Annotated in this window: 25 protein-coding genes; 15 read left to right on the top strand and 10 right to left on the bottom strand. The window is 72.5% G+C overall.

Annotated features, from left to right (window positions below; translation table 11 throughout):
* The 4 genes from recR to RM812_RS26070 all read left to right on the top strand — a co-directional run.
* Positions 1-529 (top strand): recombination mediator RecR (gene recR, locus RM812_RS26085; protein WP_311576668.1); only part of this gene is annotated, 529 nt, incomplete at its 5' end.
* The gene (locus tag RM812_RS26080) at positions 522-1,181 is read left to right on the top strand and encodes a DUF5063 domain-containing protein (RefSeq protein WP_311576665.1); all 660 of its coding nucleotides are present in this window, start codon (positions 522-524) and stop codon (positions 1,179-1,181) included. The genes recR and RM812_RS26080, both read left to right, overlap by 8 nt.
* Positions 1,182-1,372: 191 nt before the next feature.
* Positions 1,373-1,849 carry a DUF5753 domain-containing protein gene (locus tag RM812_RS26075; protein WP_394816519.1) on the top strand — a complete coding sequence of 159 codons (477 nt, stop codon included), beginning with the start codon at positions 1,373-1,375 and terminating at the stop codon, positions 1,847-1,849.
* The gene (locus tag RM812_RS26070) at positions 1,842-2,027 is read left to right on the top strand and encodes a DUF397 domain-containing protein (RefSeq protein ID WP_311576662.1); all 186 of its coding nucleotides are present in this window, start codon (positions 1,842-1,844) and stop codon (positions 2,025-2,027) included. Before RM812_RS26075 ends, RM812_RS26070 begins: the two co-directional genes overlap by 8 nt.
* A 164-nt stretch (positions 2,028-2,191) precedes the next feature.
* On the opposite strand, the gene RM812_RS26065 is transcribed toward RM812_RS26070, so the two are convergent.
* Positions 2,192-4,420: an FG-GAP repeat domain-containing protein gene (locus RM812_RS26065; protein ID WP_311576659.1), complete on the bottom strand. Its 2,229-nt coding sequence runs from the start codon at positions 4,418-4,420 to the stop codon at positions 2,192-2,194.
* A 305-nt stretch (positions 4,421-4,725) separates the two neighbouring features.
* On the opposite strand from RM812_RS26065, the gene RM812_RS26060 reads away from it, so the two are divergent.
* The 4 genes from RM812_RS26060 (at position 4,726) to RM812_RS26045 (ending at position 9,780) form a co-directional block, all read left to right on the top strand.
* The gene (locus RM812_RS26060; protein WP_311576657.1) at positions 4,726-6,003 is read left to right on the top strand and encodes an aspartate kinase; all 1,278 of its coding nucleotides are present in this window, start codon (positions 4,726-4,728) and stop codon (positions 6,001-6,003) included.
* Positions 6,003-7,097, top strand: a complete 1,095-nt coding sequence (locus RM812_RS26055) for an aspartate-semialdehyde dehydrogenase (protein WP_311576654.1) — start codon at positions 6,003-6,005, stop codon at positions 7,095-7,097. The genes RM812_RS26060 and RM812_RS26055 overlap by 1 nt, the downstream gene beginning before the upstream one ends.
* A gap of 533 nt (positions 7,098-7,630) precedes the next feature.
* Positions 7,631-8,206 (top strand): SigE family RNA polymerase sigma factor, encoded by a 576-nt coding sequence (locus RM812_RS26050; RefSeq protein WP_311576682.1) that lies wholly within the window; start codon positions 7,631-7,633, stop codon positions 8,204-8,206.
* Positions 8,207-8,793: 587 nt separating this feature from the next.
* Positions 8,794-9,780, top strand: a complete 987-nt coding sequence (locus RM812_RS26045; RefSeq protein ID WP_311576651.1) for a hypothetical protein — start codon at positions 8,794-8,796, stop codon at positions 9,778-9,780.
* A gap of 51 nt (positions 9,781-9,831) precedes the next feature.
* Here the strand turns inward: RM812_RS26045 and RM812_RS26040 are convergent, their stop codons facing one another.
* Complete coding sequence (locus RM812_RS26040) at positions 9,832-10,698, bottom strand: SURF1 family protein (RefSeq protein ID WP_311576649.1); 867 nt, start codon at positions 10,696-10,698, stop codon at positions 9,832-9,834.
* Positions 10,699-10,840: 142 nt separating this feature from the next.
* Here RM812_RS26040 and RM812_RS26035 point away from each other — a divergent pair, with 142 nt between their 5' ends.
* Positions 10,841-12,688, top strand: a complete 1,848-nt coding sequence (locus RM812_RS26035; RefSeq protein ID WP_311576646.1) for a S9 family peptidase — start codon at positions 10,841-10,843, stop codon at positions 12,686-12,688.
* Positions 12,689-12,847: 159 nt separating this feature from the next.
* On the opposite strand, the gene RM812_RS26030 is transcribed toward RM812_RS26035, so the two are convergent.
* On the bottom strand, positions 12,848-14,767 hold the full coding sequence (locus RM812_RS26030) for an NAD-binding protein (RefSeq protein WP_311576679.1): 1,920 nt from the start codon (positions 14,765-14,767) through the stop codon (positions 12,848-12,850).
* Positions 14,768-14,988: 221 nt separating this feature from the next.
* Here RM812_RS26030 and RM812_RS26025 point away from each other — a divergent pair, with 221 nt between their 5' ends.
* Positions 14,989-15,498: an NfeD family protein gene (locus tag RM812_RS26025; RefSeq protein ID WP_311576643.1), complete on the top strand. Its 510-nt coding sequence runs from the start codon at positions 14,989-14,991 to the stop codon at positions 15,496-15,498.
* Positions 15,499-15,577: 79 nt separating this feature from the next.
* On the top strand, positions 15,578-17,149 hold the full coding sequence (locus RM812_RS26020; RefSeq protein ID WP_311576639.1) for a flotillin family protein: 1,572 nt from the start codon (positions 15,578-15,580) through the stop codon (positions 17,147-17,149).
* Between the two features lie 45 nt (positions 17,150-17,194).
* On the opposite strand, the gene RM812_RS26015 is transcribed toward RM812_RS26020, so the two are convergent.
* The 7 genes from RM812_RS26015 to RM812_RS25985 all read right to left on the bottom strand — a co-directional run bounded on the left by RM812_RS26015 (position 17,195) and on the right by RM812_RS25985 (position 22,624).
* A complete protein-coding gene (locus RM812_RS26015; protein ID WP_311576636.1) occupies positions 17,195-18,283 on the bottom strand; it encodes a PucR family transcriptional regulator in 1,089 nt (362 codons plus the stop codon).
* Between the two features lie 122 nt (positions 18,284-18,405).
* On the bottom strand, positions 18,406-18,702 hold the full coding sequence (locus RM812_RS26010) for a zinc-ribbon domain-containing protein (RefSeq protein ID WP_311576633.1): 297 nt from the start codon (positions 18,700-18,702) through the stop codon (positions 18,406-18,408).
* Positions 18,703-18,804: 102 nt separating this feature from the next.
* On the bottom strand, positions 18,805-19,023 hold the full coding sequence (locus RM812_RS26005) for a helix-turn-helix domain-containing protein (RefSeq protein ID WP_311576630.1): 219 nt from the start codon (positions 19,021-19,023) through the stop codon (positions 18,805-18,807).
* Between the two features lie 101 nt (positions 19,024-19,124).
* Positions 19,125-19,715 (bottom strand): hypothetical protein, encoded by a 591-nt coding sequence (locus RM812_RS26000; protein WP_311576627.1) that lies wholly within the window; start codon positions 19,713-19,715, stop codon positions 19,125-19,127.
* A 332-nt stretch (positions 19,716-20,047) separates the two neighbouring features.
* Positions 20,048-20,950: a hypothetical protein gene (locus tag RM812_RS25995; RefSeq protein WP_311576624.1), complete on the bottom strand. Its 903-nt coding sequence runs from the start codon at positions 20,948-20,950 to the stop codon at positions 20,048-20,050.
* Between the two features lie 476 nt (positions 20,951-21,426).
* Positions 21,427-22,104 carry a DUF305 domain-containing protein gene (locus RM812_RS25990; RefSeq protein WP_311576620.1) on the bottom strand — a complete coding sequence of 226 codons (678 nt, stop codon included), beginning with the start codon at positions 22,102-22,104 and terminating at the stop codon, positions 21,427-21,429.
* A gap of 118 nt (positions 22,105-22,222) precedes the next feature.
* Positions 22,223-22,624 carry a DUF6153 family protein gene (locus RM812_RS25985; RefSeq protein ID WP_311576617.1) on the bottom strand — a complete coding sequence of 134 codons (402 nt, stop codon included), beginning with the start codon at positions 22,622-22,624 and terminating at the stop codon, positions 22,223-22,225.
* Positions 22,625-22,904: 280 nt separating this feature from the next.
* Between RM812_RS25985 and RM812_RS25980 the strand changes: the two genes are divergently transcribed.
* The 4 genes from RM812_RS25980 to RM812_RS25965 all read left to right on the top strand — a co-directional run bounded on the left by RM812_RS25980 (position 22,905) and on the right by RM812_RS25965 (position 25,511).
* The gene (locus tag RM812_RS25980; protein WP_311576614.1) at positions 22,905-23,255 is read left to right on the top strand and encodes an NADH-quinone oxidoreductase subunit A; all 351 of its coding nucleotides are present in this window, start codon (positions 22,905-22,907) and stop codon (positions 23,253-23,255) included.
* Positions 23,256-23,570: 315 nt separating this feature from the next.
* Complete coding sequence (locus RM812_RS25975) at positions 23,571-23,828, top strand: hypothetical protein (RefSeq protein WP_311576611.1); 258 nt, start codon at positions 23,571-23,573, stop codon at positions 23,826-23,828.
* A complete protein-coding gene (locus RM812_RS25970; RefSeq protein WP_311576608.1) occupies positions 23,795-24,589 on the top strand; it encodes a hypothetical protein in 795 nt (264 codons plus the stop codon). The genes RM812_RS25975 and RM812_RS25970 overlap by 34 nt, the downstream gene beginning before the upstream one ends.
* A 16-nt stretch (positions 24,590-24,605) precedes the next feature.
* Positions 24,606-25,511, top strand: a complete 906-nt coding sequence (locus tag RM812_RS25965; RefSeq protein WP_394816520.1) for an NADH-quinone oxidoreductase subunit H — start codon at positions 24,606-24,608, stop codon at positions 25,509-25,511.
* Positions 25,512-25,523 lie beyond the last annotated feature (12 nt).

Genomic DNA, 25,523 nt, shown 5'->3' with positions numbered 1-25,523 from the left:
GCAGCGGATCGCCTTCCACATCCTCCAGGCGGAGCCGACCGACGTACGGCGGCTCGCCCAGGCCCTCATGGAAGTGAAGGCCAAGGTCCGCTTCTGCGCGACCTGCGGAAACGTCGCGCAGGAGGAGCAGTGCAACATCTGCCGCGACGCACGCCGTGATCCTTCCGTCATCTGCGTGGTGGAGGAACCGAAGGACGTCGTCGCCATCGAGCGCACCCGCGAGTTCCGTGGCCGGTACCACGTGCTCGGCGGCGCGATCAGCCCGATCGACGGAGTCGGCCCCGACGATCTCCGCATCCGTGAACTGCTCGCCCGCCTGGCGGACGGCACCGTCACGGAACTCATCCTGGCCACGGACCCGAATCTGGAGGGCGAGGCCACGGCCACGTACCTCGCCCGCATGATCAAGCCCATGGGCCTCAAGGTCACCCGCCTGGCCAGCGGCCTCCCGGTGGGCGGCGACCTGGAATACGCGGACGAGGTGACCCTCGGCCGCGCCTTCGAGGGGAGACGACTCCTAGATGTCTGACGCCACGCTGCACGCGACCAACCAGAACCCCGACGACTTCGCGGTCCAGATCGCGGACCAGATCGAGAGCTTCCTGGTCGCCGTCACGGAGGTCGCCAAGGGCGACGAACCGGACTCGGCGGTCCCCTTCCTCCTCCTGGAGGTCTCCCAGCTCATGCTGGCCGGCGGCCGCCTGGGCGCCCACGAGGACATCGTCCCCGACGACCGCTACGAGCCCGACCCGGGCCCCGAGCTGGACGTGGACGACCTCCGCGAGAACCTGGCCCGCATCCTGGAGCCGATCGACGTCTACTCCGAGGTCTTCGACCCCTACGAGCCCCGCAAGGCGCCGGTCCCGGCCCGTATCTCCGACGACCTCACCGACGTCATCACCGACCTCCGCCACGGCATGGTCCACTACAGGGCGGGCCGCACCACGGAGGCCCTGTGGTGGTGGCAGTTCTCCTACTTCTCCAACTGGGGCTCCACGGCCTCCGCGACCCTGCGGGCCCTCCAGTCGGTCGTCGCCCACGTCCGTCTGAACCAGCCCCTGGAGGAACTGGACGGCCTCGACACCGACCAGGACCTCGGCGACGAGAGCCTGGAAACGGAGGCCGGCCGGGTCATGGTGGAGGAGATCGCGGGCCCACTGGGCCTGCGCCCGGTCAGGTGACGCGGTCCGTGCCAGCGGGCTGGAGGCAAGTGCCGCGCTGAAGAACGTGAACAGATGGCAGGGAAGTGTCCCTGGGACAGCGGGTCCTCACCCCCCGGTCCCCAGTGCCGTGAAGAGTCTCGCCGCGCTCACGACGGGAGAAGGAGGCGATCAGTCGCTGGTCGTACGAGGCCACGCTGGTTTCCGGCCTGTTGCAAACGGAGACGTATGCAGCGCGGACTCTGATCGAGAACCGCTATCCGCCCCTGGACGAGGAGGTCGTGGAGCAGCGGATCGGCGCCCGTCTGGAGCGGCAGGAGATCTTCACCAGGCGAAAGCCGCCGGTCGGGTTGAGCTTCGTCCTCTACGAGGCGGTACTGCGTAGCCCTCTGGTGGACGCCGAACAACTGCACCGTCTGCTGGAAGTGTCGCAGTTGCGGAATGTCGCGCTGCAGGTGCTCCCGTTCGAGTGTGGCGTCCCTGCGGCTTTGCTGGGTCCGATGGTGCTGCTCGAAACGCGGGCGCATGAGCGCTTCGCTTTCACCGAGGGGCCGTTCGCCAGTGAACTCTCAGCCGATCCCGGGGTTGTCAGCCGCGTGACCGAGCGTCTTAGCATGATCCGCACGCAGGCTCTCAGCCCCGCTGAGTCGACCCGTTTCATCGAGCGGATGGTGGATCGTGATGAGTGACCGGCTGAACTGGCGCAAGTCGAGCTACAGCGATGACGAGGGCGGCGACTGTGTCGAGGTCGCCGTGGCCGGGGCCATCCACGTCCGAGACTCCAAGACCGCACCGACCGGCCCCGAACTCCACGTCTCCGCCCCCGCCTGGTCGGCGTTCATCGCCGCAGTTCAGCCCGGAGCTTGAGCCCCGGGACCCGAGCTCTTGCCCTGGGTTTTCCGGCCTGGTTGAAATACCAAACCAACCAGGTCCGTACCCGAGTTGAGGAGCCGTGCCTCGTAAGAGTGACGTTAGAACTCGCGGGCTGAGCCCGGCCCGGGACTGAGTCCTGGGCCGGGACTCGCAAGCGGTCAGGAAATCGCCGTGTAGGGCGGGTTCGGGTTCGTGCGAAGAAGGGCGGCACCCTGTCGGCCGACGAAGGGTGTGCGCCAGTTTCCGGTGCCCGCGTAGAAGTACGTGCCGTACGAGCCGGTGTAGGCGATCAGGTCGGGGTGCCCGTCGTGGTTGGCGTCACCGATGCCGACGGTCTCCAGGTACGCGTTCCATCCGCCGCCGATGCGGGTGCGGGTGGCGAAGGTGCCGTCGCCCTTGCCGAGGTAGATCCAGAGCACGCCTGCCTTGTCGCGGGCGACCAGGTCGCCGCTCGCGGCTCCGCCGATGTCGCCGGTCGCGGTGAGCTGGTTGTAGATGTCCCAGCCGGCGCCGATGCGGGCGCGGGCAGCGAAGGGCGCGCGCCAGTCGCCGGTGCCCTTGTAGAGCCACAGGACGCCGCTCTTGTCGGTGGCCAGGAGGTCGGGCCTGCCGTCGTTGGTGAGGTCGCTACCGGCGGCGATCTTGTCGTAGATGTTCCAGCCGGCGCCGATGCGGGCGCGGGTGGTGAAGGTGCCGTCGCCCTTGCCGAGGTAGATCCAGAGCACGCCTGCCTTGTCGCGGGCGACCAGGTCACCGGTCGTGGCTCCGCCGATGTTGCCGGTCGCCTCGATCTGGTCGTAGGCGTTCCAGCCGCCGCCGAGGAGTTTGTTCTCCCCCTCGGTCAGCTGAGAGCCGGAGTCGTCCCAGACCACGAAGCGAGAGTCCGAGCGCCACAGACGTCCGGAGGTGTCCCGGGCCAGGACGTCCGGGGATCCGTTGTCGTTGAAGTCGTGCGGAGCGGCGGGCGACCTCACGACCTTGAAGGTGCCGGAGGCGGTCAGGGTCGGTCCGATGCCGTTGACCGGGCTGGCGGAGAACTCCCACACGTAGTCGCCGTTGTACGCCGTGACCGGCGAGCCGTCCAGGTCACCGGACCACCTGGAGGTGTAGCTCGACGACTCGGACCGGGTGAGCCGAAGCTTGGCGGTCTTCCCGGTGCGAACGTGGCGCAGGGTGGCGGTGGGTATCGCGTTTTTCCGCGAAAGGGTCCAGGTGAGATTCCGTCCGCTTCCGCCACGGCTGAGGTCGATCACCTCGGGGACGTCGTGGCCCACCAGGGCCAGGCCGGTCGGCTCGCCCGTGCTCGCGACCAGCGACGCGCTCGGGGCACCGCCTCCCGTGCCCGGAGCGATGCGGTAGAGCCCCTCGCCGTGGGCGACGGTGCCGCCGCGGACGTGGAGGACACCGTTCGGAGCGGTCGCCAACGAGGTGACGTGGTCCAGAAGCTTGGTCTCGGTGCCGGTCCTCAGGTTGTGGGCGGTCAGGGCGAACATCGGATCGGAGGTCTGGGCGGTGAGGCCGTTGGGCAGGCCGTAGACCAGGTAGTCCCCTTGGAGGCCGATCCTCAGGTTGCCGACCCACCCTTCGCCCAGCGGGATCCGGTGCTGCTCTCCTGTCGCGCGCGTGCGGACCACCGCGCTGATCCCCGTCGGGCGGTGCTCGACCCACACCACGTGGGTCGACGAGACCGCCACGCCTTCGGACCCGAGGTACTCGCGCCGGCCGGTTTCCGTGATGGTGCCCGTGGCGAGGTCGATCAGGGCCCAGGGCGCTCCGATTTCGCCTGCGGGGGTCCGATAGGTGAGCAGAGCGTGTGCGGACGTGCCCGCGCTCACGGACACGGCGTGGACGCCGGGTGGGAAGGCGGCCACCGTCGAGGTCGCGTCGTCCGCGGTGTGCATGCGCAGGTCGATGCCCCCGTCCGCCCTGCTCACCGTGCTGAACAGCGCCCGCCCGGCGGCGCCCTCGTAGACGCCCGTGCCCCCGCCGGTCCTGAGCCGGATCCTGACCGGCTGTTCCCCGGTGGACACGTCCTCGAGCCAGGCCTCGGAGCCGTTGCTCATGGCCACCAGGTCGCCCGCACCGGTGGACGCCACCGCCAGGTCGTCCGGCAGTTCGGTCACGGCACCGTCCGAAGCCCGCACCCACGAGTGGGCGGTCACCGAGGGATCCTTGGTGAGGTAACCCGACTCGGTGACCCCCACGATGCGCCGACCGGCCGGAAAGGGGACGACGGACTCCGACGCCAGCCGGGGCGCCGTGGCGGGGGCCGTTGCCGAGGGCGCGGCCTGGGCCTGGACGGTCATGCCGGTCAGCCCGGCGGTGACGGCGAGAACGGCGGTGACGGCGACGGCGAGCCGTCGTCTGGACGGACGTACGTGAGACAAGTCGGTGATCCTCCCCAGAGCGCGGCGCACCGGCGCGCCACAGCCTCAGACTCACCACCCGTGCCAAGGGTTGCGCCGTCCACGACCCCGGCTTTACGCAACGAAAACCCGCTTGTGAACGTGTGACACACCGCACTTTCCCGAGTGACCGGCCCCCGCCTGGGCATGAGCCTCCCCGAGCGTCGAGCGGACAGAAGTCTCACCATGCGGTATCGCAGGGGGGAATTTCGGGCGCTCGATAGAATGAGCCGACCGCAGTACATGTACGTACGTGCGGAAAGAGACGGATTGAGCGAGGAGCGCACGTGGGCCTTGTCGTGCAGAAGTACGGAGGCTCCTCCGTAGCCGATGCCGAGGGCATCAAGCGCGTCGCCAAGCGGATCGTGGAAGCGAAGAAGAACGGCAACCAGGTGGTCGCCGTAGTTTCCGCGATGGGCGACACGACGGACGAGCTGATCGATCTCGCCGAGCAGGTTTCCCCGATCCCTGCCGGGCGCGAGCTCGACATGCTGCTGACCGCCGGAGAGCGTATCTCCATGGCCCTGCTGGCCATGGCGATCAAAAACCTGGGCCACGAGGCCCAGTCGTTCACCGGCAGCCAGGCAGGTGTCATCACCGACTCGGTCCACAACAAAGCCCGGATCATCGACGTGACGCCGGGCCGCATCCGCACCTCGGTGGACGAGGGCAACATCGCCATCGTGGCCGGCTTCCAGGGCGTCAGCCAGGACAGCAAGGACATCACCACGCTGGGGCGTGGCGGTTCCGACACCACGGCCGTCGCCCTCGCCGCCGCGCTCGACGCGGACGTCTGTGAGATCTACACCGACGTCGACGGCGTGTTCACCGCCGACCCGCGCGTGGTGAGCAAGGCGAAGAAGATCGACTGGATCTCCTTCGAGGACATGCTGGAGCTCGCGGCCTCCGGTTCCAAGGTGCTCCTCCACCGCTGTGTGGAGTACGCCCGCCGGTACAACATCCCGATCCACGTCCGGTCCAGCTTCAGCGGACTGCAGGGCACGTGGGTCAGCAGCGCGCCGATCAAGCAAGGGGAAAAGCACGTGGAGCAGGCCATGATCTCCGGTGTCGCGCACGACACCTCCGAGGCCAAGGTCACGGTCGTCGGTGTGCCGGACAAGCCGGGCGAGGCGGCCGCGATCTTCCGGGCGATCGCCGACGCCCAGGTCAACATCGACATGGTCGTGCAGAACGTGTCCGCCGCCGCCACGGGCCTGACGGACATCTCCTTCACCCTCCCCAAGAGCGAGGGCCGCAAGGCCATCGACGCGCTGGAGAAGAACCGCTCCGGCATCGGCTTCGACTCGCTCCGCTACGACGACCAGATCGGCAAGATCTCGCTGGTGGGCGCCGGGATGAAGACCAACCCCGGGGTCACCGCCGACTTCTTCACCGCGCTCTCGGACGCCGGGGTGAACATCGAGCTGATCTCGACATCCGAGATCCGCATCTCGGTCGTCACCCGCAAGGACGACGTGAACGAGGCCGTGCGCGCCGTGCACACCGCCTTCGGGCTCGACTCCGACAGCGACGAGGCCGTCGTCTACGGAGGCACCGGGCGCTGATGTCCGACACCGGACGGGCCGACGGGTCCGCTCTCGCCGGGCGCGCCGGGCGGCCCACGCTCGCCGTCGTGGGGGCGACCGGTGCCGTCGGCTCGGTCATGCTCCAGATCCTGTCCCAGCACGCGGACGTCTGGGGCGACATCCGCCTGATCGCCTCGCCGCGCTCGGCCGGCCGCAAGCTGGCCGTGCGCGGTGAGGAGGTCGAGGTGGTGGCGCTCACCGAGGAGGCCTTCGACGGGGTCGACGTCGCCATGTTCGACGTACCCGACGAGGTCTCCGCGCAGTGGGCGCCGGTCGCCGCCGCCAAGGGCGTGGTGGTGGTCGACAACTCCGGCGCGTTCCGGATGGACCCGGACGTGCCGCTCGTCGTGCCCGAGGTCAATCCGCACGCGGTGCGGATGCGGCCGCGCGGGATCGTCGCCAACCCCAACTGCACGACGCTGTCCATGATCGTGGCACTGGGCGCGCTGCACGCCGAGTTCGGGCTGCGCGAGCTGGTCGTCTCCTCGTACCAGGCGGTGAGCGGGGCCGGTCGGGACGGCGTCCGGACGCTGCGCCGGCAGCTGTCCCTGGTGGCCGGTACGGAGCTGGGGACCAACCCCGGTGACCTGCGGCGGGCCGTCGGCGACGACACCGGGCCGTTCCCGGAGCCGGTCGCGCTGAACGTCGTACCGTGGGCCGGGTCGTTGCGCGAGGACGGCTGGTCGTCGGAGGAGATGAAGGTGCGGGACGAGTCCCGCAAGATCCTCGGGCTGCCGCAGCTTCCGGTGGCCGTGACGTGTGTACGGGTGCCGGTGGTCACCACGCACTCCCTGACCGTCCACGCCCGTTTCGAGGGTGAGGTGACGGTCGACAAGGCGCGGGAGATCCTGGCCACCGCGCCCGGCGTCGTCCTCTTCGACAACCCGGCCGCAGGGGAGTTCCCGACCCCCGCCGACGTGGTCGGCACCGACCCGACCTGGGTGGGCCGGGTGCGGCGGGCGCTGGACGACCCGACGGCGCTCGAACTCTTCGTCTGCGGAGACAACCTGCGCAAGGGCGCCGCGCTGAACACCGCGCAGATCGCGGAGCTGGTGGCGGCAGAATTCAGCTGAACCCGACCGAACCCGGCTGGACTCGGCCGGACTCGGCTGTAGCCGGGTGAATTCGGCCGGTGGGACGGAAACGCCCTGGCCACCGTGGGTTTCCTTTGTAAGATCCGTGAACGAGATGTGATTCGGAAGTTGGTCCGGACCACTTGTACCGGGCACCTGTGGCGTCAGAGGATTTCCTCCCCGCCCTCCGCAACCGCGCGGAGGGCGGGGAGCGTCTTTGCGGTCACCCATTCTGGGCGCTGCCGCCGTCGGCGTGGGGGCGCCGACGGCGGGCGTGGGGACGCCCGTTCACATGGGACATAGGGGAAGAGCGGGACGATGAGGGCCTATGACGCATCGTCAGCCGGGTGGCTGCCCGGCAGACGCGGGAACGTGACGCCCGGCACGTACAACCCTCTCGGGGGTGGGCGTGTCCAACTGGCGTGGCAGAGGTACTCGAATTCACCGCAGCGACGCGCGGCACCGCACTGCGGCCGCCCGTCCGGCCCGTCCGGCCCGTCCGCCCCCGTGTGGCCGCCGGCCCGGCCGGTGGCATGCCGGTGATCGCGCCGATGCCCGCAGCGCGGCCGGCCCGCATACCGAACCAGCGCGAGGGCGCGGAGGACGCCGTGGCGGCGGGCACGACCGTCGACCACCTCACCGAGACCTACCGGGCGCACTACCGGTCGCTGCTCGGCCTCGCCGCCCTGCTCCTGGACGACACCGCCTCCTGCGAGGACGTCGTCCAGGAGGCGTTCATCCGCGTCCACTCGGCGCGCAAACGCGTCCGTGACCCCGAGAAGACGCTGGCGTATCTGCGGCAGACCGTCGTCAACCTCTCGCGCTCGGCGCTGCGCCGCCGCATCCTCGGTCTCAAGCTGCTCTCCAAGCCCATGCCGGACATGGCGAGCGCGGAGGAGGGCGCCTACGACCAGTTGGAGCGCGACTCCCTGATCAAGGCCATGAAGGGGCTGCAGCGCCGCCAGCGCGAGGTCCTGGTCCTGCGCTACTTCGCCGACATGACCGAGGCCCAGGTCGCCGAGACGCTCGGCATATCGCTGGGCTCGGTCAAGGCGTACGGGTCGCGCGGCATCGCGGCGCTCAGGGTGGCCATGGAGGCACCGGTATGAGCGACTCCGACCATGCGCGGCGCGAGGCCTCGACCGGGCCGTCCGGGCCGACTGGGCCGACCGGGCCGTCCGGGCCGTCCGGGCCGTCAGGGCAAGAACCGCCGAAGCACACGCACGCTGGGAAGGGAACTGTGAACCACGGCCCCGCCGACCAGGGCCCCGACACCGAGGGTTCCGATACGCAGGGTCCCGACGCCGAGGGCCCCGCCGACCAGGGCTCCGACACCGAGGGTTCCGATACGCAGGGTCCCGACGCCGAGGGCCCCGCCGACCAGGGCTCCGACACCGAGGGTTCCGATACGCAGGGTCCCGACGCCGAGGGCCCCGCTGCTCCGGGTGCAGCCGGTGAAGGATCCGCCGCACAGGGGCCCGATACTCAGAGCGCCGGTACGCAGGGTCCCGCCACGCAGGGTTCTGCGGGTGAGGGCTCCGCCGTGAAGGGCTCCGCCGCTCCGGGCTCCGCCACACAAGGTCCCGCTGTACCGGGTCCCGCCGGTGACGGCGCCGCCGCTCTGGTTTCCGCGCTACAGGGCCCCGCCGCTCAACGGTCCCACGGGCTCGACTCCGACGAGCTGGCCCTGCGCAGGATGCTGCACCACGCGGTCCAGGACGTGGCGCCGAGGGACGGCACCCTGGACCACCTGCGCCGTGCCGTGCCCGCCCGGCGGGTCCGCAAGCGGCAGGCCGTCGTCGGCCTGGCGGCCGCCGCCCTCTTCCTCGGCACCGCGGTCCCGGCCCTCGTGCACGTCTCCAACTCCACCGGCCCGGGTGCCGACCCGTCCGTCGCCGGCCATGCCTCGCAGGCCCACGGCGGCACCTCCCAGGGCAAGGACCCGGCCGGTGGCCAGAGCGGCGTCGCCGGTTCCGCGGGCGCGACCGAAGGCAAGGACAAGGCCGACCCCGAGAAGAAGCCCGAGGACAAGGAGACCGGCGCCGCGACGGGCTCGTCCCCCGGTGCCGGCGCCTCCGCCAGCGCCGCCCCCGACATCACCGCGTGTACGGCGGGGCAGCTCGGCCCGGCCGTCACCAGCAGCGCCGCGCCCGACTCCACGGGCGTGGTCTACGGCACCTTCAGCGTCACCAACGTCTCCTCGGACGGCTGCACCGTCGTCGGTCCCGGCAGCGTGGTCGCCGGCCCGCAGGGAGCGGCGGACGCCACCAAGATCGGCACGGCCCGGCACACGGCCGGGGACGCCGCGGCCGGACTGCCCGACCCGTCCCTGGAGGCCGCCTCGCTGACACTGGCGCCGGGCTCCGCGTACCAGGTGCAGTTCGCCTGGGTGCCCTCGGAGACCTGTCCCACCACAAAGCCCGGTGGCACGACGGGGGGCGGCACCGGCGGGCCCTCGCCCGACCCCACGCCCACCGACGACACCAGCGCCGCGGGCGGCACCACCATGGACGGTGGCGACGCCGGCACCACGACCCAGCTGGTCGCCGAGGACGCCCCCGCCGACGGGAGCGTGTCGGTGACGTACACCCCGGTGGGCGGCTCGGGTTCGGCGACGGCCACGGTGTCCAACGCGTGTGCGGGGACCGTGTACTGGACGGGCGTGCTGGCGGGAACGGAGTAGGCGGGCGCGGGTGCCGACAGGGAGGGACGCGAGCCCTGCCGCGCGCCGGTGTCAGACGCCGGACGGGCTGGGACGCGGCTCCCGCTCGGCCCCGCCCCCGGTGTTCTGCTCGTCCCGCCCGTCGGGGGCGTCCCGCTCGTCCTGCTCGTCCTCCGGGACCAGCCCCAGCTCCGCGTCCCGGGCGAGTTCGGCCTCGCGGCGCAGCAGCCGGAACCACATGAAGATCACGAAGCCAACGAAGGCGAACCACTCGCCGGTGTAGCCGAGGTTCTGGAACGCCTTCAGGTCCAGCCCCGTGTTCTCCGGCGCGCTCACCGGCACGGCCCGCATCCCGGAGTCGCCCTTGTTGAGCGTGACCCACGCGTCGTAGACGTCGTACGGCACCAGGTTCAGCAGCATCGCCGCGCTGATCGCGCCGGTCTGCCCGTCCGGCCACCCGGAGCGGCCGCTGACGCCGTTGCTGCCGGGTGACTCGGACGCCTGCAGCGCTCCGGTGACGGTGACCTCGCCGGTGGGCGGGGCCGGGGCCTTCGCCGGGTCCGGGTCGCCGGGCAGCCAGCCGCGTACGACGGGCAGGGCCCGGCCGGTGTCGGTGCGCAGCAGGGTGAGGACGTAGTAGCCGTCGCGGTCGTCCAGCTTCCGGTCCGGGACGAGCAACTGGTCGTCGTACCGGCCGCGCACGGTGGTCTGCTTGCCGACGGTCGCCTTGTCGACGGGCAGCAGATCGGTCAGCGGACGGGCCGGCTCCTGGGCGCCCTGGTCCTCCGACGCGTTCTGCGTGGTCGCGGTCTCGTGGTCCTGTATCCGGTCCTCGAACCGGCCCAGCTGCCACGAACCCATGAAGATGCAGAACGGGATGGCCAGGACGACGAAGACGTTGATCCCCCACCATCGGGGCGTCAGCAGAAACCGGTACACGCCCTCCACGGTACGGGGCGCGGCCGGGCAACCCGCGCGCGGGGCTGTGGAAAAGTGCCGGACCGAACCGGGACGGGCGAAGTTTTCCACAGGCTGGGGATCCGGTCTGCGCGTTGTCGCCCGGTCGGGGCAGTATGGGGCCATGACTGAGAGCAACGGGTCCGTGTCGTCGGACCAGCGGCGGGGACAGGACGGCCCACAGGGCGAGGGGATGCCGGACTGGGAGAAGCGGTTCCGGGCGCCGCGGGTCTCGCTGCCCGACTGGGCCGAGGACGCGCCGGACCGCTCCCTGTTCGTGTCGAACGCGACGGGGACGTACGAGCTGTACGCCTGGGACCGGACGACCGGCGAGCAGCGCCAGGCCACGAACCGGCCCAACGGCACGACGGACGGCGTGCTCTCGCCGGACGGGGACTGGATCTGGTGGTTCGACGACAAGGACGGCGACGAGTTCGGCGTCTGGCGCCGCCAGCCCTTCGCGGGCGGTGAGGACGAGCTCGCGGTCCCGGGCCTCGACCCCTCCTATCCGGCGGGCCTCGCCCTCGGCCGGGACGGGCGCACGGCGGTGATCGGCCGCTCGACCGACGAGGACGGTACGACGATCCACCTGGCGCGCGCGGGCGGGGCGCCGGCGGAGATCTACCGGCACCGCGAGTCGGCGGGTGTCGGCGACCTCTCCCACGACGGCACGTTGATCGCGATCGAGCACACCGAGCACGGTGACGCGATGCACTCGGCGCTGCGCGTCCTGCGCCCCGACGGCACGGTGGTCGCGGAGCTGGACGACACCAAGGGCGGCGAGGAGGAGCTGGGCCTGGAGGTGCTGGGCTTCGCGCCGGTCGACGGCGACACCCGCCTGCTCATCGGCCACCAGCGCCGGGGCCGCTGGGAGCCCCTGGTGTGGGACGTGGCGACGGGGGAGCAGACCGACCTCGGCCTGGAGCTGCCCGGTGACGTCAGCGCCGAGTGGTACCCGGACGGCACCGGCCTGCTGATCGTGCACGGCTTCGAGGCCCGCAGCGAGCTGTTCCGCTACGACTTCGCCGAGCGCGAGCTGTCGGAGATCCCGACCCCCGCGGGCACGGTCTCCGGGGCGACGGCCCGCCCGGACGGCAGCGTGGAGTACCTGTGGTCGTCGGCGGCCGAGCCGTCGACGGTCCGCTCGACGTCCGGCCGGGTCGTGCTGGACCCGCCGGGCATGAAGTCGCCGGGTTCGGTCCCGGTGGAGGACGTGTGGGTGGAGGGCCCGGGCGGCCGCATCCACGCCCTGGTCCAGAAGCCGGCCGGCGCGACCGGGCCGCTGCCGACGGTCTTCGACATCCACGGCGGACCGACCTGGCACGACAGCGACGCCTTCGCCGCGGGTCCGGCCGCCTGGGTCGACCACGGGTACGCGGTGGTCCGCGTCAACTACCGGGGCTCCACGGGATACGGCCGCGCCTGGACCGACGCCCTGAAGCACAGGGTGGGCCTCATCGAGCTGGAGGACATCGCGGCGGTGCGGGAATGGGCGGTCACCTCGGGCCTCGCGGATCCCGACCGGCTGATCCTCACCGGCGGCTCCTGGGGCGGCTACCTCACCCTCCTCGGCATCGGCACCCAGCCCGAGGCCTGGACGCTGGGCATCGCCGCCGTCCCGGTCGCCGACTACGTCACCGCGTACCACGACGAGATGGAGGGCCTGAAGGCGCTGGACCGCACCCTTCTCGGCGGCACCCCCGAGGAGGTCCCCGACCGCTTCGAGGCGTCCTCCCCGCTGACCTACGTCGACCAGGTCAAGGCCCCGGTCTACATCTCGGCCGGCGTCAACGACCCGCGCTGCCCGATCCGCCAGGTCGAGAACTACGTCAGGCGCCTGGAGGCGAGGGGCGCGGTCCACGAGGTCTACCGCTACGACGCGGGGCACGGGTCACTGGTCGTGGACGAGCGCATCAAGCAGGTCGGCCTGGAACTGGACTTCGCGGCGAGGCACCTGCCGCCCACTCCGTAGCGTCCTCCTCCGGCCGGCGATGCCGACCGGAGGAGCTCTCGGCCGCCCGGTCCCGCGTCGGGGGTGGTTTCTCGGCCGAGCGAGGCGGGTGGTGGGTGGGCGTAGGCCGGGGGTCCAGGGGGCGGAGCCCCCTGGCGGGGTGGTAGGGGGCGGCGCCCCCTACACATCCGTCCGCTGCCGCGCCCGCCGCCCCAGCAACTCCGCCAACCCCCGCCGAGTGGCCGCCAGCACCACCCGGTCCTCGCTCCGCAGGACATACGTGTCGGGCAGCTCCCACACCAACCCGGACTCCCGCACCTCCTGGGGACCGGCGCCCGCGGCGTCCCCCACCCGCCCCCCGGCGGAGACGTCCAGTGCCAGCACCCGCCACGCCCCCGCCCGGAACGCCTCCCCGACCGTCTTCCCCTCGAGCTGCGGATGCCCGGCCACGTCCACGGCCGCGAACAGCAGCACCCGCCGCTCCACGGGGATCGCCCCCAGAATCTGACGGCCCATCATCGCCCCGGCGAAGGCGGGCGCGGCCAGGTGGGTCACACTGCGGCTCCGGGTGAGCGCGCCGGGGTGCGCGGCGCGCAGGGTGCGGTACACGGCGGTCGCGAAGTCGTCGTCGTACAGGCGCAGCACCACTCGCAGGTCGGACCGTACGGAGCGGGCGTACAGCACGGCCTCCAGGTTGGTGGTGTCCACGCTGGTCAGCGCGAGCAGGGAGTGGGCGCGGTGGACCTTGGCGGACTCCAGGACGCCCTCCTGGGTGACGTCCCCGAGCACCACCGGCACCCGCAGCCGCCGCGCGGTGGCCATGCCGCGGGCCTCGGGGTCGGCCTCGACGCACACCACGGGGATGTCCATCTCCCGCAGCCGGGTGAGCACACGGGTGCCGATCTTGCCGAGACCGAGCAGGACGACGTGACCACCGAGCCCGCGCGGCGGCTTCCGCAGCGTCGAGGCGCTGCGGAAGGTCCCGAGGGCTTCGAGCACGGCCGCCAGCAGCACGGGCAGCAGCAGGAGTCCGACGAAGCCGGACAGCAGTTGCAGGATCTGGCGCCCGGTGTCCTTGTTGTGGGCAGGCTCGTTGATGGAGAACAGGTCGAGCAACGTCACGTACGTCGCGTGCAGCGGATGGTCGCCGGTGACCACCATGAGCGCCACGGCGAGCGCGACCACACAGCCCGCCAGGCCGGCCAGCGACCACCGCAGCCGACGCGAGAACAGGGACGCGAAGGGCGGCACACCGGCCCGCACGGCGGGCAGCGACGGCCCGGAGTACGACACCTGCTCCAGGGCGACGGTGCCGCGCCCGGTGGCCGCCTCCACCGCCGCCGCGTCGGGCAGCAGTTGCGGCCCCTGCTCGCCGCTGTCCTCCGAACCGTCCGCCCCGGCCGGGTCGTTGCTCGTCGCCGAAAGCAGCGCGAGGGTGCACAGTCCCGGGTCGGCCACCTCGCCGGGGCGTGGCGGCCGCCGTTCCACCGCGCGCAGCAGCAGTCCGTCCGTCTCGACGACCTTGCTGGTGCCGACGAGTGCGGTCGCCGCCAGCGCGGGCGCGGCGGTGTCGGCGTCGGACAGCACGGTCGTCGAGGCCTCGACGCCGTCGAGCCCGGCGACCTGTCCGCCGCCGGTCGCCAATGCGGCGCTCTGGTCGAGGAGTTCCTCGATGTGCTGGCCGAGGCGCCGGTTGTACAGGCGCAGGACCAGGCGCAGCCGGGGGTTGAGCCGGCGAGCGGTCAGGGCGGCGCGGATGTTGGTCTCGTCGTCGTCGTACACGAGGGCCAGCGCGGTGGCGCGGTCCACCCCGGCCTCCGCGAGCACGTCGTCGGTGGGCTCGGCGGCCTCCAGCTCCCGCCCGCCGTCGACCCGTCCGCCGTCCCCCTGCGAGCCGTTGCCCTGGTCGCCGCCGCCGGCTCGGTTGACGGCCGCGTTGACCACGCGGTCCAGCAGTGCCGCCGCGCGGGCCCGCCCCACCACCGGCTGTCGCACCCGTCGACCGGAGGGCGGGACGACGAGGGTGACCTGTTCGCGGTACACACCGCGCAGTTCGGCGGCCAGCCGGTGCGCCAGCCCGTCGTCGCCGCACACCACCATGTGCGCGTACGCGTCGCCCGTCCGGCCCTGGTTCGGAACGCTCCCCATTTGAGAGAGGACAGTACCGGCGGGGCCTGCGGTTCCGGGAGTGCCCCAAGCGGGCGAGGGCGGCATTAAAGACGCGTAAAGATTGCCGGTAACCGGCAATGACGCGATCCGCGGCCGCGTGTGACCATTCCTGTCACCGGAGCTCAGCGACGGGCGAGAGGGGGACGGCACGCATGGCCTGGTTTCTCGGACTGGGTATCACGGGGGTCGTGCTGCTCGCCCTGTCGCTGATCTTCGACGGACTGCTGGAAGGCGCGTTCGACGGAGCGCTGGACGGCGTCCTGGAGGGGTGGCTGTCGCTGCCGGTCGTCGCCGGGTTCACGGCGATGGCGGGCTTCGGCGGCGCCATCGCCCTCGGCACCGGCTGGACCGGCCCCGCGGGCGCCGCCGGGGTCGGCGCGGTCACCGGAGTGGGGGCCGGCTGGCTGACGTACCGCTTCAGCCGTGCGCTGATGCGCGATCAGACCGCCGTCACGCCCAGCACGGCCGACCTTCTCGGCACGTCCGGCAAGGTCGTGACCGCCATCCCCGCGGACGGCTACGGCGAGGTGCTGCTCCGGCTCGCCGGCCAGCCGCTGAAGTGCGCGGCGCGCAGTGCGGAGCCGGTGGCGCGGGGGGCCGAGGTGTGGGTCGAGGCGGTACCGACCGCGACGTCGGTCGTGGTGCGCCCGGTCGACCGCTGAGCCGGCAGCCTGCCGCCCTCCTCCGACCTGTAGTTCCGCACCTCAGTTCTGTTCCTCTCTGTGATTCGGGGGCGTTGCCATGAGTCCTGTCGTCATCGCGGTGCTGGGAGTCGTCGTGCTCCTGGTGCTGCTCGCGCTGGTGGTGGTCAGCCGCTACAAGGTGGCCGGTCCGAGCGAGGCGTTCATCGTCACGGGACGGCGCGGCAAGAAGTCCACCGATCCGGAGACGGGGCGCGTCTTCACCGACAACAGCGGCCAGAAGGTCGTGGTCGGCGGCGGCGTGTTCGTCGTGCCGTTCGTGCAGCAGCGGTTCACCCTCGACCTCTCCTCCCGGCACATCCCGGTCGCCGTGCGCGGCGCGGTCACGCTGCGCGGCGTGAAGGCCAACCTGGAGGGCGTCGCGATCGTCAAGGTCGGGGGCACGGAGGACGCGATCCGCGCCGCGGCGCAGCGGTTCCTGATGCAGCAGGACGGCATCGTCGGCTTCACCCAGGAGGTGCTGTCCGGCGCGCTGCGCGCGATCGTCGGCCGGATGTCCGTGGAGGACGTCATCCGGGACCGGGCCGCGTTCGCCGGGCAGGTCGCCGAGGAGGCGGAGGCGAGTCTGTCCGGGCAGGGCCTGGTGCTGGACGCCTTCCAGATCCAGGACATCACCACCGAGGGCTCCTACCTGGAGGACCTCGGCCGCCCCGAGGCGGCGCGCGCCCGGCAGGAGGCGGACATAGCCGAGGCCGTGGCACGGCGGGCCGCCGAGCAGGCGCGGCTGAAGGCCGAGGAGGAGATCGCGATCGCGCAGCGGACCCTCTACCTGAAGCAGGCCGAGATCAAGGCCGAGACCGACCAGGCGTCGGCCCGCGCCAACGCCGCCGGCCCCCTCGCGGAGGCGGCCCGGCAGCAGGACATCCTCGCCGAACAGGAGAAGGTCGCCGAGCGGCAGGCCGCGCTGAAGGACCGCCAGCTCGACACCGAGGTGCGCAAGCCCGCCGACGCCCAGCGCTACGCGGCCGAGCAGGAGGCGGAGGCCCGCCGGGTGGCGCGGGTGAAGCAGGCGGAGGCCGAGCGGTCGGCCGGGATCGCCGCGGCCCAGGCGGAGGCCGAGCGGGCCCGGCTCACCGGTGAGGGTGAGAAGCAGCGGCGTGGCGCGCTGGCGGAGGCGGAGGCCATCGAGGGCCTCAAGCAGGGTGAGGCCGAGCGTTCCCGGCGTGCGGCGATCGCCGAGGCCGTACGACTGGAGGGCGAGGCGGAGGCCGCCGCGATCGGCGCCAAGGGCGCGGCCGAGGCCGAGGCGATGGAGAAGAAGGCCGACGCCTTCGGCCGGTACGGTGACGCGGCCGTGCTCCAGATGCTGGTCGAGGTGCTGCCGCAGGTGGTGGCCAAGGCGTCCGAGCCGCTCGCGTCCGTGGACAAGATGACGGTCATCTCCACGGACGGCGCGAGCCGGCTGACGCGCACGGTCGCCGACAACGTGGCGCAGGGCGTGGAACTGCTCAACTCGACCACGGGTGTCGACCTGGCGTCCCTGCTGAAGGGGATCACGGCGACGGGCTCCTCGGCGAAGCAGTCGGCGGCGAACGGCTCCCCGGGGGCGGACGGCGGGGCCCGTCCGGGCGGCCCGGACCCGCGCGACGGCAAGGTGGAGATCACGGGCTGACCCCCTCGGCTCCTGGCTGACCCCCTCGGACCCTGCCCGGCCCGCTCAGATCTCCTGGGCGGGCCAGCCCAGCAACCGGGCCCCGATCACGGCGGTCTGCAGGGTGTAGCGGTGCACCGGGTCGGCGGGGTTGGCCCCGGTGAGCTGGTGGATGCGGTCCAGCCGGTAGGTGAGGGCCCGCACGCTGAGCGTCAGCCGCCGGGCGGCCTCCGCCGCGGTGCAGCCGGCGTCGAAGTACGCCTCCAGGGTCCGCAGCAGCGGTTCGGCACCGCCGCGGGCGCCGCGCAGCGGACCCAGCACGCTCAGCACCAGGTCGGCCATGGCCTGCCGGTCGCGGGTGAGGACCGGGTAGACCAGCAGGTCGGCGGCGCGCACCACGGGCTCGTCCAGCTCCAGCCGCTCGGCGAGGTCGAGGGTGCTCAGCGCCTCCTCGTAGCTGTGCACCACGCCGCCCGCGCCGTTCTGGGGGCGCCCGATGGCCACCCGGCTGCCGTCCGTGGCGGCGTAGGCCTGCTTGGCGAAGAAGGCGAGGACGTCGTCCTGGTCGCCGGGCGCGATGCAGATCAGCTGCCCGTTCTTGGTGGCGGTCAGGACGCGCCGGTCGCCGAAGCGGGAGATGAGCGCGCTCTCCACGTGCCGGGTGACGGGGGCGGTGTCGTCGTAGGCCTCGGGTGCCTGGGCCACCGCGACGGCGTGGGCGCGGGACAGGACCAGTCCGAAGCGCTCGGCCCGTTCGGCGAGCCGGCCCAGGTCGCTGCGCCCGTACAGCAGGTCGTCGATGAACTCCCGCCGGGCGGCCTCCTCCTGCCGTACGGCGAGACGCTGGGCGCGCTCGTACCCCTCGGCGAAGGCGTCGACGGCCTGCGTGACGGCGGCGAGCACGCTCTGCGTCGTGTCCGGACGGCCCGCCCGGTCCGGCCAGTCGGCGCGGGTGGCGTCCAGATGGAGCCGTACGAGGCTGCGCAGGCTGTGCCCCGCCTCCGCGGCGCGTTCGCCGACGAGCCGGCGGTCCTCCAGCTCGTCGCGGGTCAGACGGCGCCCCGTGCCGGCGACCTCCGCCAGGATCTCGGCGTACCCGGTCAGGTACGTGTCCCGCGACTCCTGCGTCTCCCGTGTCCCCTGTCGCCCCGTCACCCCGTGCCTCCCCTGCCGGTCACGCCCGGTGCGCGGTGTCCGGCAACGCGAGGGTAGTCAACGCTGCCGGAAACCGGCAACGTCGGTGGACGGCACGCGGGCAGGCGGGTGCCGGTGCCCTGTCACGGGCGCTGGTACGGCTGCTGCTGCGCCTGTCCGTACGCCGCCTGGCCGCCCTGGCCGCTGCCGGCCTGGGCCTGGAGCTGTTCGGCCTGCTCCTTGGTCACCTGCTGTTCGGCGCCGCAGAAGGTGCACTGCGTCGCGTACTTCGTGGAGAAGGGGAACAGCGGCACGAAGAACAGGGTGAACTTCGTGACCCGCTTCCTGAGGGTGTGGGCGGAGGGGTTGCCGCACTGGGCGCACACCAGCGTCAGTATCGCGAGCTGGTAGAGGTATCCCTTGGTGCCGAAGATGATCACGGGGTGGTTCCTTCCGGGCGGGGCCTGCCGATACGCAGATCTTCTCCCGGATCGAGGCCGAGCGGGAGTCGGAAGTCGCCCCGGCCGTCCGTCAGCCGTCCGTCAGCCGTCCGTGTCCCCGGCTTCCCAGCGCAGCAGGTCCCCCGGCTGGCACTCGAGCACCTCGCAGAGCGCGGCGAGCGTGGTGAAGCGCACCGCTTTGGCGCGTCCGTTCTTGAGCACCGCGAGGTTGGCGGGGGTGATCCCGACGCGCTCCGCGAGCTCGCCCACGGACATCTTCCGCTTCGCCAGCATCACGTCGATGTCGACGGCGATCGGCATGGGCCCTCCTTCCGGCGCACTCGTCCCACGATGGAAATCTATCGAGAGTCGATAGATGGGGCAAGGTGGGGCCTGGCCGCCGACGCCGTGACCCGGGGAAGTCAGCCGCGCAGGGCCAGGTGGTACGCGGAGGCCCACAGCACCACGGCGCAGGCCAGGCCCGTCACGACGCGCACGTTCTCGTCCGACAGCCCCGCCGCGTAGAGCACGAGGCCGACGACGGCGACGAGCGTCAGCAACGCGGCCGTCCACCGGTACTGCCACTGGTCGTAGAGGCGGGCCAGCGGGAAGAAGTGCAGGCCCACGACGAGTGCGATGCCCACGGGTACGAGCCCGGCCCGTCCGGAGGCGTTGGCCGCCGCGATCACCGCGAAGATCGCCACCAGCTCCACACTGTTGACGATGCCCACGTCACGCGCCCACTTCCGCGGCAGGTCGACGTTCCGTGGGGAGGGCGCGGCCCCCTTGCGGTAGCCGAGGTGGAGCGCCCCCGCCGTCACCAACAGTGCCGCGATCTCCGTCGCCACGGGCACGGCGTCCGTCGCCGAGCCGGTACCGGACGCCCCGGCGAAGGCCCACAGCAGGCCGAACACGGAGAGGACGAGGGTTCCCCGACGGCGCAGGCCGCGTGTGAGCGCGAGGCACTCGGCGTCCGCGGCGGGCGAAACGGATGGCGTCGAGGTGGGCGTCATTGGCGGAGGGTACATCGGGCCGCACAGTGCCGTGGCGGGTTTTGTTTCTTGCGTCTGGCCCGCCGGGCAGGTGGCCGACCGGCAGGGCAAGGTCGGCCACCCGCTCCGGGCCGCCCGCCTGTCACGGCCAGGTGCGCTCGATACGGTCGCGCCGCACCGCGTAGGCCGCGGGCCCACCCCTGCCCACTGCCCGGTGGATCGTCTCGCGGTGGGCGTCCATGAACCTGTCCAGCGGGCCCCACCTCCTCCCGCCGCCGAGCCCGGCACCGGGTCTCGTATCGTCGCACGTCAAGCGTGCCACCCAGGGACGGGCAGCACACCCGCCCACCGGCTCAGCCGGCCGCACGCAGGTGTTCCCCGGCGAGACGCTCCCGGCAGCCCCGGCAGTGTCCGGGCTCGGCGGCGCGGAAGGCGCACTCGCAGCCGTCGCAGGTCTGGAAGGGCAGGACGACCGGTCGCTCGACGCTCGGCGGGCGCGGTGCCGGGGGCGGCACGGGCAACGGCGTCTCCCGGAGGCGGAAGGCGAGGACGCTCGCCGGTCGGGTCAGGAAGCGGTCGGGCAGCCCCAGGGTCAGCAACTCGGTGAGCTCGCGCGGTGTGACACCGGCCGCCAGCCACTCCGCGACGCCCGGCGCGAGGCGGGCGGCCTCCGGTGCGGACAGCACGAGCCGGGAGTCGACCCGGCGCAGGGCGGCCAGTAGGGCGACCGCCTTCGGGTCGGCGTCGGTGAGCGCGGGGGCGGGCCCCGGCTCGGGCGCCGGCTTCTCGGCCTCCTCACGTCCGGGCGCGGACACCGCCTCCCGCACGGGCGTGGCAGGTCGCTCCCGGGGTCGGGTCCGGGACGGCTTCGGCTGCTCGGTCGGGGCGCTCGGACCGCCTGACCCACCGCCGGGTACGTCGTAGAAGTACGTCCGGGTGCGGATCTGCCCGGAGGGCAGGCGCTCACGGCGTCGTTCCAGGTAACCGGCGGCTTCCAGTTCCCTGAGTGCTCGCGAGATCAGGATCTCGCCCTCGGTGAAGTGCTCGCACAGAGCGGCGATGGTGACGAGGGAGCCGGTGGGCAGGGAGAGGATGTACACCGCGACGCCGATCGTGACCGCGCTGCCGCGCCGCTGGGCGAGGGCGTTGGAGATCACGGTGAAGTCGGCCGTGAGCCGGGTGCTTACGTGGATCACGCCGGAGGTCGGAGCTCCGGCGTCGGCGCGCAGGCGCGCGTTAGACTGCGAGTCAGCCATCGGGAAGGGGTTCTGCTTCCTGATCGGTCAGGCCCTCGTTCGGGATGCCAGTCCCGGCCGGGGGCCGTATCTGTTTGCGGTTGTCGCGGCGAACGTAACCGCCCGTGTCCCACCCCTGCAAGCCGGTCACCCGGACGGGTGACGCCCGCCTTCTGGCGCGGGAGGGTGGGTGGGTGGGTGGTTCTTTCTCCCGGTTCTTTGAGGAGGTCAGTGGCCCGCCGGACCCTCGCGGACAAGGGCCCGGTGAACCCGGGAGACGGGCGGCGGCCGGTGCCCCGTCGACCCGGAGGCGGTGGTGATCCGCCTGCGAGTCCGCCTGCAAGTCCCCCTTCAACTCCCCTATGAACGCGGCCAGGAGTCGCCCCCGAAGGAGGGCACGGGACCGCCCGGGGACTTGCTACAGCGGTCGGTCGGGTGTGGGGCGGCCCGTGCGGGGCGGGCACCAGTGGCGCCCGCCCCGGCGCGACGTGATGCGGTCAGTCCTTGCCGAGCAGCTGGTTCATCTGCTCGATCTCCGCGCTCTGCGAGGTGACGATCTCTCCGGCCATCTTGGTGGCCGGTCCGTAGGCGCCGTCGGCCTGCTCGGTCTTCGCCATCTCGACCGCGCCTTCGTGATGCTTGATCATCATCTCCATGAAGGCGGTGTCGAACGCCTTCCCGGAGGCGTTCTCGAGCTCGCTCATCTCCGCGTCCGTCATCATGCCGCCCATGCCGCCCATGCCGTGCATGGAGTGGTCCATGGCGCCCTCGGCGGGCACCTCCTCGCCCCACGAGGACAGCCAGCCGGACAGCGTCCTGATCTCCGGGTCCTGGGCCTTCTTGATGTCCGCCGCGAGCTTCTTCACCTCGGCCGACTGAGCCCGGCCGGGCGCGAGGTCGGCCATCACGACGGCCTGCCGGTGGTGGGGGATCATCCCCTGCGCGAAGGCCACGTCGGCGGCGTTGTGCTGTCCCTGCGAAGCCGGAGCCGAAGCCGAAGGCGAGGCGGAAGCAGACGCGGAAGCGGTGGCGGTGTGGCCGCCGTGGCCGGCCGAGCCGGCGCTGTCGCCGTCGTCGCCGCCACAGGCGGCCAGGACGAGCGCTGCCGCACCGGCGGCGACGACGGCGGCACTGCTGCGGACACTGCGGCGGACGAGTGAGCGCTTGTGGGTCATGGTCGTGCAACTCCTTCACGCGCGCCGTGGCGGCGCGCGGTTCCAGCGGATGTGGGCGTGCGGGAGCACGGCACCCGGCACCGGAGGAGTCCGGGCCCGGGGTGCCGAGCGGGCCGCCCTATATCCGTAGGAGTTGCAGCTCGGAAAGGTCGGGTGGCGCCCGGCCGTCCTGGGGCGCTCCCATGGCCGCCGCGGTGGGCGAGGCGGCCAAGGGCGCGTTCAGCACGTCGCCGGCAAGGGTCGGCGGCGAGTAGGCGGAGGCGGTCCCGGCAGCGGCGCACGTCGCGTCGGCGTGATCGAGGTGACCCGATCCGCCGTCCGTGTGTGCGCAGGCTCCGCCCGCGTGCGGTGCGCTGCCCGCCGGGGTCATCACCCTCTCGTGGCCGGCACCGGTGTGTGCCGCCGGCGTCACCCCGGGCGCCAGGCCGTGCATGCCCAGCAGACCGGTCAGCACCGTCATCACCAGCAGCACGAAGAGCCGCCCGTCCGGGCGGCTGCTCGATCGGCTGCTCCTGGCCACGCGCCCATCGTACGGTTCCGCCCGCGAAGCGGCAGGAATGACAGCGCGTCACCGCCGGGCACCGATGGCCCCGGCCGCCTCGCGCGGTGTGCGGGCGTCGGGCACCGTGGCCGTAGAGCGCGACGCCGGGTGCGGAGGGTGTCGACAGCGGTTTCGGTTGCGCGCTGCGGTGCGCCCGGCGCCCTCCCGGAACGGCGTATGCCCCAGGGGTACCGGACGCTTCCGGTGCGGCGGGAACGGAGCGGCAGATGTGTGCGACGAGCAGTGCGGGTGGCATCCGGTGAGCGGCCTCACGGCCGCGCTGTCCTTGCTGGGCGTGGCGCTGCTGGCGGTGGCCGGCGTCCACGGGGCGGCTCGGGCCTTTCGGATCCCGTCCGGCCCGTCGGCCGCGCAGCCGTTCGGGTCGGGGCTGGAGCCCGTGGAACACGCGGTCAGCCGCTTCCACGTGCGCTGGTACACGGTGTCGATGCTCTTCCTCGCCTTCGACATGGAGATGGTCTTCATGTATCCGTGGACGCTCGTGATCGCCGCGATGGGGCCCGGCGCGGTGGTCGAGATGTTCGTCTTCCTCGCTGTTCTGCTCGCCGGTGTGGTCTACGCATGGCGGGAAGGGGCACTGCGGTGGGCCTGACAGCACTCCTCACGCGCGCGGCGGCCGGCCGTCCGCGCGTGCTGCTGGTGACCACGCCGGGCGGTACGCCGGTGCGGCTGGCCGCCGAGAAGGAGTTGCGGTCGCGTGACTGGCCGTCGGCGTCGACCCCGGCCGGAGCCGACCTGATGGTGATCGCCGGTCCCGACTGCCCGCGGCTGCGTCCGGCGCTGGAGCGGCTGTGGCAGGACATGCCGCGGCCGCGTGTGCGTGTGCGGGTGCGGACCGCGGTGGTCGACGAGATGGCATCGCTTCTCGAGGCCGGCCGAGCCCGGCTGGGCACACCGGAGGGTGGGCATGGCGAGCACGGTGGGCATGGCGAGCATGAGCACGGTGGGCACGGCGATCACGGCGATCACGGCGATCACGGCGATCACGGTGGGCACGGCGATCACGGCGATCACGGCGATCACGGTGGGCATGGCGGTCACGGTGAGCATGGCGGCCATGGCGGCCATGGCGGCCACGGCGGTCGCGGCGGGCACGGCCACGGCGACATGGAGAGGCCGGGCGGGCCGGCGATGGCCGAGCGGGGGGAGGACCGGGACGGTCTGATGCTGGACCGTCTGCACGTGTCCCTGGGGCCGTTTCTCGCCGAATGGCCCGCCGGTCTCACCCTCCGCGTGACTTTGCAGGGCGATGTCATCCAGCGGGCGGAACTCCACGCGCCGCCCGTGGAACGCCCGTTGGGCGGGCCGGCCGACCCGTTCTGGTCCCGGCCGTGGGTACGGGCCACCGCGGGCGAGGCGGTGAGCGTCGGGGAGGCCGCCCGGAGGCGGGCCGCGGCGCATCTGGACAGTCTGGGTCGGCTGCTGGCGGTGGCGGGCTGGCCCGCCGAGGCCGTGACGGCCCGGCGACTGCGCGACGACCTGCTGGAGCGGGCGCCCACGACGGCGGTCCTTCCGCGGGTGTCCCGCTTTGCCCGGCGCGTCGGCCGGTCGCGCACCTTGTACTGGCTGACCCGCGGCATCGGCCTGCTGACCGCGGAAGACGCGCGGGCCGTGGGCGCGAGCGGACCGGCCGGGCGGGCGGGCAGGGACGTACCGGCCCGCTACCGGCAGTGGATCACCGACGTCCTGGCGGACGTGCGGCGGCTCGACGACATCGCTCTCCTCGACCCGGTCGAGCAGGAGAGTCCGCGGGGCCGGTGGGACGCGGGGCCGCCGGGGCAGCGACCCCCGTCGGCCGCCCTGGCGGAGCTGCTGCCCCGGCTGCTGGAAGGAACCGAGCTGGGCGCGGCCCGTCTCATCGTCGCCAGCCTCGACCCCGACCCGGACGAACTGGCCCTGAGCGTCCCGGAGGCGGCCCGTGGTTGAGGCGGGCGCGTGGTGGATGCTGCCGGCCGCTCCGGCGGTACTGCTCGGCTTCGTGGTGCTGGCCGTGGCCGGTGACGCGGCGCTGGACGCCCGGAGCGCGGGCCGGCCGGTCACTCCCGTCGGCGTGCTGCGACCGTTCCTCGCCGTGCCGCGGGCCCTGCTGGCGCAACCGCGGCGGATGCCCGCCCCGGACGGGCTGCTGTGGCGCGTGGGTGTGATGACCGTGCCGGTGGCGGCCGTCCTGTCCACGCTGGTCGTCCCGTTCGGGAACCACGTGGTCGCCGACCTGTCCGTCGGGGTCGTCTGGTTCAACGCCATGGAGGTGCTGACCTGGGCCGGGCTGTGGCTGGCGGGCTGGGGACCGAACGCGGCGTTCTCCCTGATCGGCGGGTACCGGTTCCTCGCGCAGGGCCTCGCCTACGAACTGCCGCTGATGTTCGCGCTGATCTCGGCCGCCACCGGTGCCCAGTCCCTGCGCGTCACCGACATCGCCGGCGCCCAGCACGACCTGTGGTTCGCGGTGTGGATGCCGTTCGCGTTCGTCGCCTACCTGGCCGGTGTGCTCGCCTTCAGTTTCCTGGGCCCGTTCGCCTACCCGGCCGGTCGCGACATCGCCGACGGTGTGCTGGGCGAGACGTCCGGGGTGGACCGGTTGCTGTTGCAGGCGGGGCGGTGGCTGTGGCTGGCGGCCGGGGCGGCGATGGCGGTGCCGCTGTTCCTGGGCGGCGGTGCCGGACCGGGGTTGCCGGCCTGGGCGTGGTCGCTGGTCAAGACGTCGCTGGTGTTGGCGCTGCTGGTGTGGGTGCTGCGGCGGCTGCCGGTGGTCCGCGCCGACCGGTACGTGGAACTGGCCTGGGTGGTGTTGCTTCCGCTGTCGATCGCCCAGGCGCTGGTGCCGGCCGTGGTGGGCCTCGACTCGTAGAGAACTCGGAGA

Source organism: Streptomyces lancefieldiae (assembly GCF_031845825.1).
Taxonomy (GTDB): domain Bacteria; phylum Actinomycetota; class Actinomycetes; order Streptomycetales; family Streptomycetaceae; genus Streptomyces; species Streptomyces lancefieldiae.
The sequence above is the reverse complement of the archived record's forward strand: the minus strand, read 5'-3'. Positions and strand labels throughout refer to the sequence as shown.

Bases quoted from the DNA above. Each gene is read 5' to 3' on its own strand.
- RM812_RS26080 (WP_311576665.1), top strand. From the start codon at position 522: ATGTCTGACGCCACGCTGCACGCGACCAACCAGAACCCCGACGACTTC.
- RM812_RS26070 (WP_311576662.1), top strand. From the start codon at position 1,842: ATGAGTGACCGGCTGAACTGGCGCAAGTCGAGCTACAGCGATGACGAG.
- RM812_RS26055 (WP_311576654.1), top strand. From the start codon at position 6,003: ATGTCCGACACCGGACGGGCCGACGGGTCCGCTCTCGCCGGGCGCGCC.
- RM812_RS26050 (WP_311576682.1), top strand. From the start codon at position 7,631: ATGCCGGTGATCGCGCCGATGCCCGCAGCGCGGCCGGCCCGCATACCG.
- RM812_RS26045 (WP_311576651.1), top strand. From the start codon at position 8,794: ATGCTGCACCACGCGGTCCAGGACGTGGCGCCGAGGGACGGCACCCTG.
- RM812_RS26035 (WP_311576646.1), top strand. From the start codon at position 10,841: ATGACTGAGAGCAACGGGTCCGTGTCGTCGGACCAGCGGCGGGGACAG.
- RM812_RS26030 (WP_311576679.1), bottom strand. From the start codon at position 14,767: ATGGTGGTGTGCGGCGACGACGGGCTGGCGCACCGGCTGGCCGCCGAA.
- RM812_RS26025 (WP_311576643.1), top strand. From the start codon at position 14,989: ATGGCCTGGTTTCTCGGACTGGGTATCACGGGGGTCGTGCTGCTCGCC.
- RM812_RS26020 (WP_311576639.1), top strand. From the start codon at position 15,578: ATGAGTCCTGTCGTCATCGCGGTGCTGGGAGTCGTCGTGCTCCTGGTG.
- RM812_RS26005 (WP_311576630.1), bottom strand. From the start codon at position 19,023: ATGCCGATCGCCGTCGACATCGACGTGATGCTGGCGAAGCGGAAGATG.
- RM812_RS26000 (WP_311576627.1), bottom strand. From the start codon at position 19,715: ATGACGCCCACCTCGACGCCATCCGTTTCGCCCGCCGCGGACGCCGAG.
- RM812_RS25995 (WP_311576624.1), bottom strand. From the start codon at position 20,950: ATGGCTGACTCGCAGTCTAACGCGCGCCTGCGCGCCGACGCCGGAGCT.
- RM812_RS25990 (WP_311576620.1), bottom strand. From the start codon at position 22,104: ATGACCCACAAGCGCTCACTCGTCCGCCGCAGTGTCCGCAGCAGTGCC.
- RM812_RS25975 (WP_311576611.1), top strand. From the start codon at position 23,571: ATGGCGAGCACGGTGGGCATGGCGAGCATGAGCACGGTGGGCACGGCG.
- RM812_RS25970 (WP_311576608.1), top strand. From the start codon at position 23,795: ATGGCCGAGCGGGGGGAGGACCGGGACGGTCTGATGCTGGACCGTCTG.
- RM812_RS25965 (WP_394816520.1), top strand. From the start codon at position 24,606: ATGCTGCCGGCCGCTCCGGCGGTACTGCTCGGCTTCGTGGTGCTGGCC.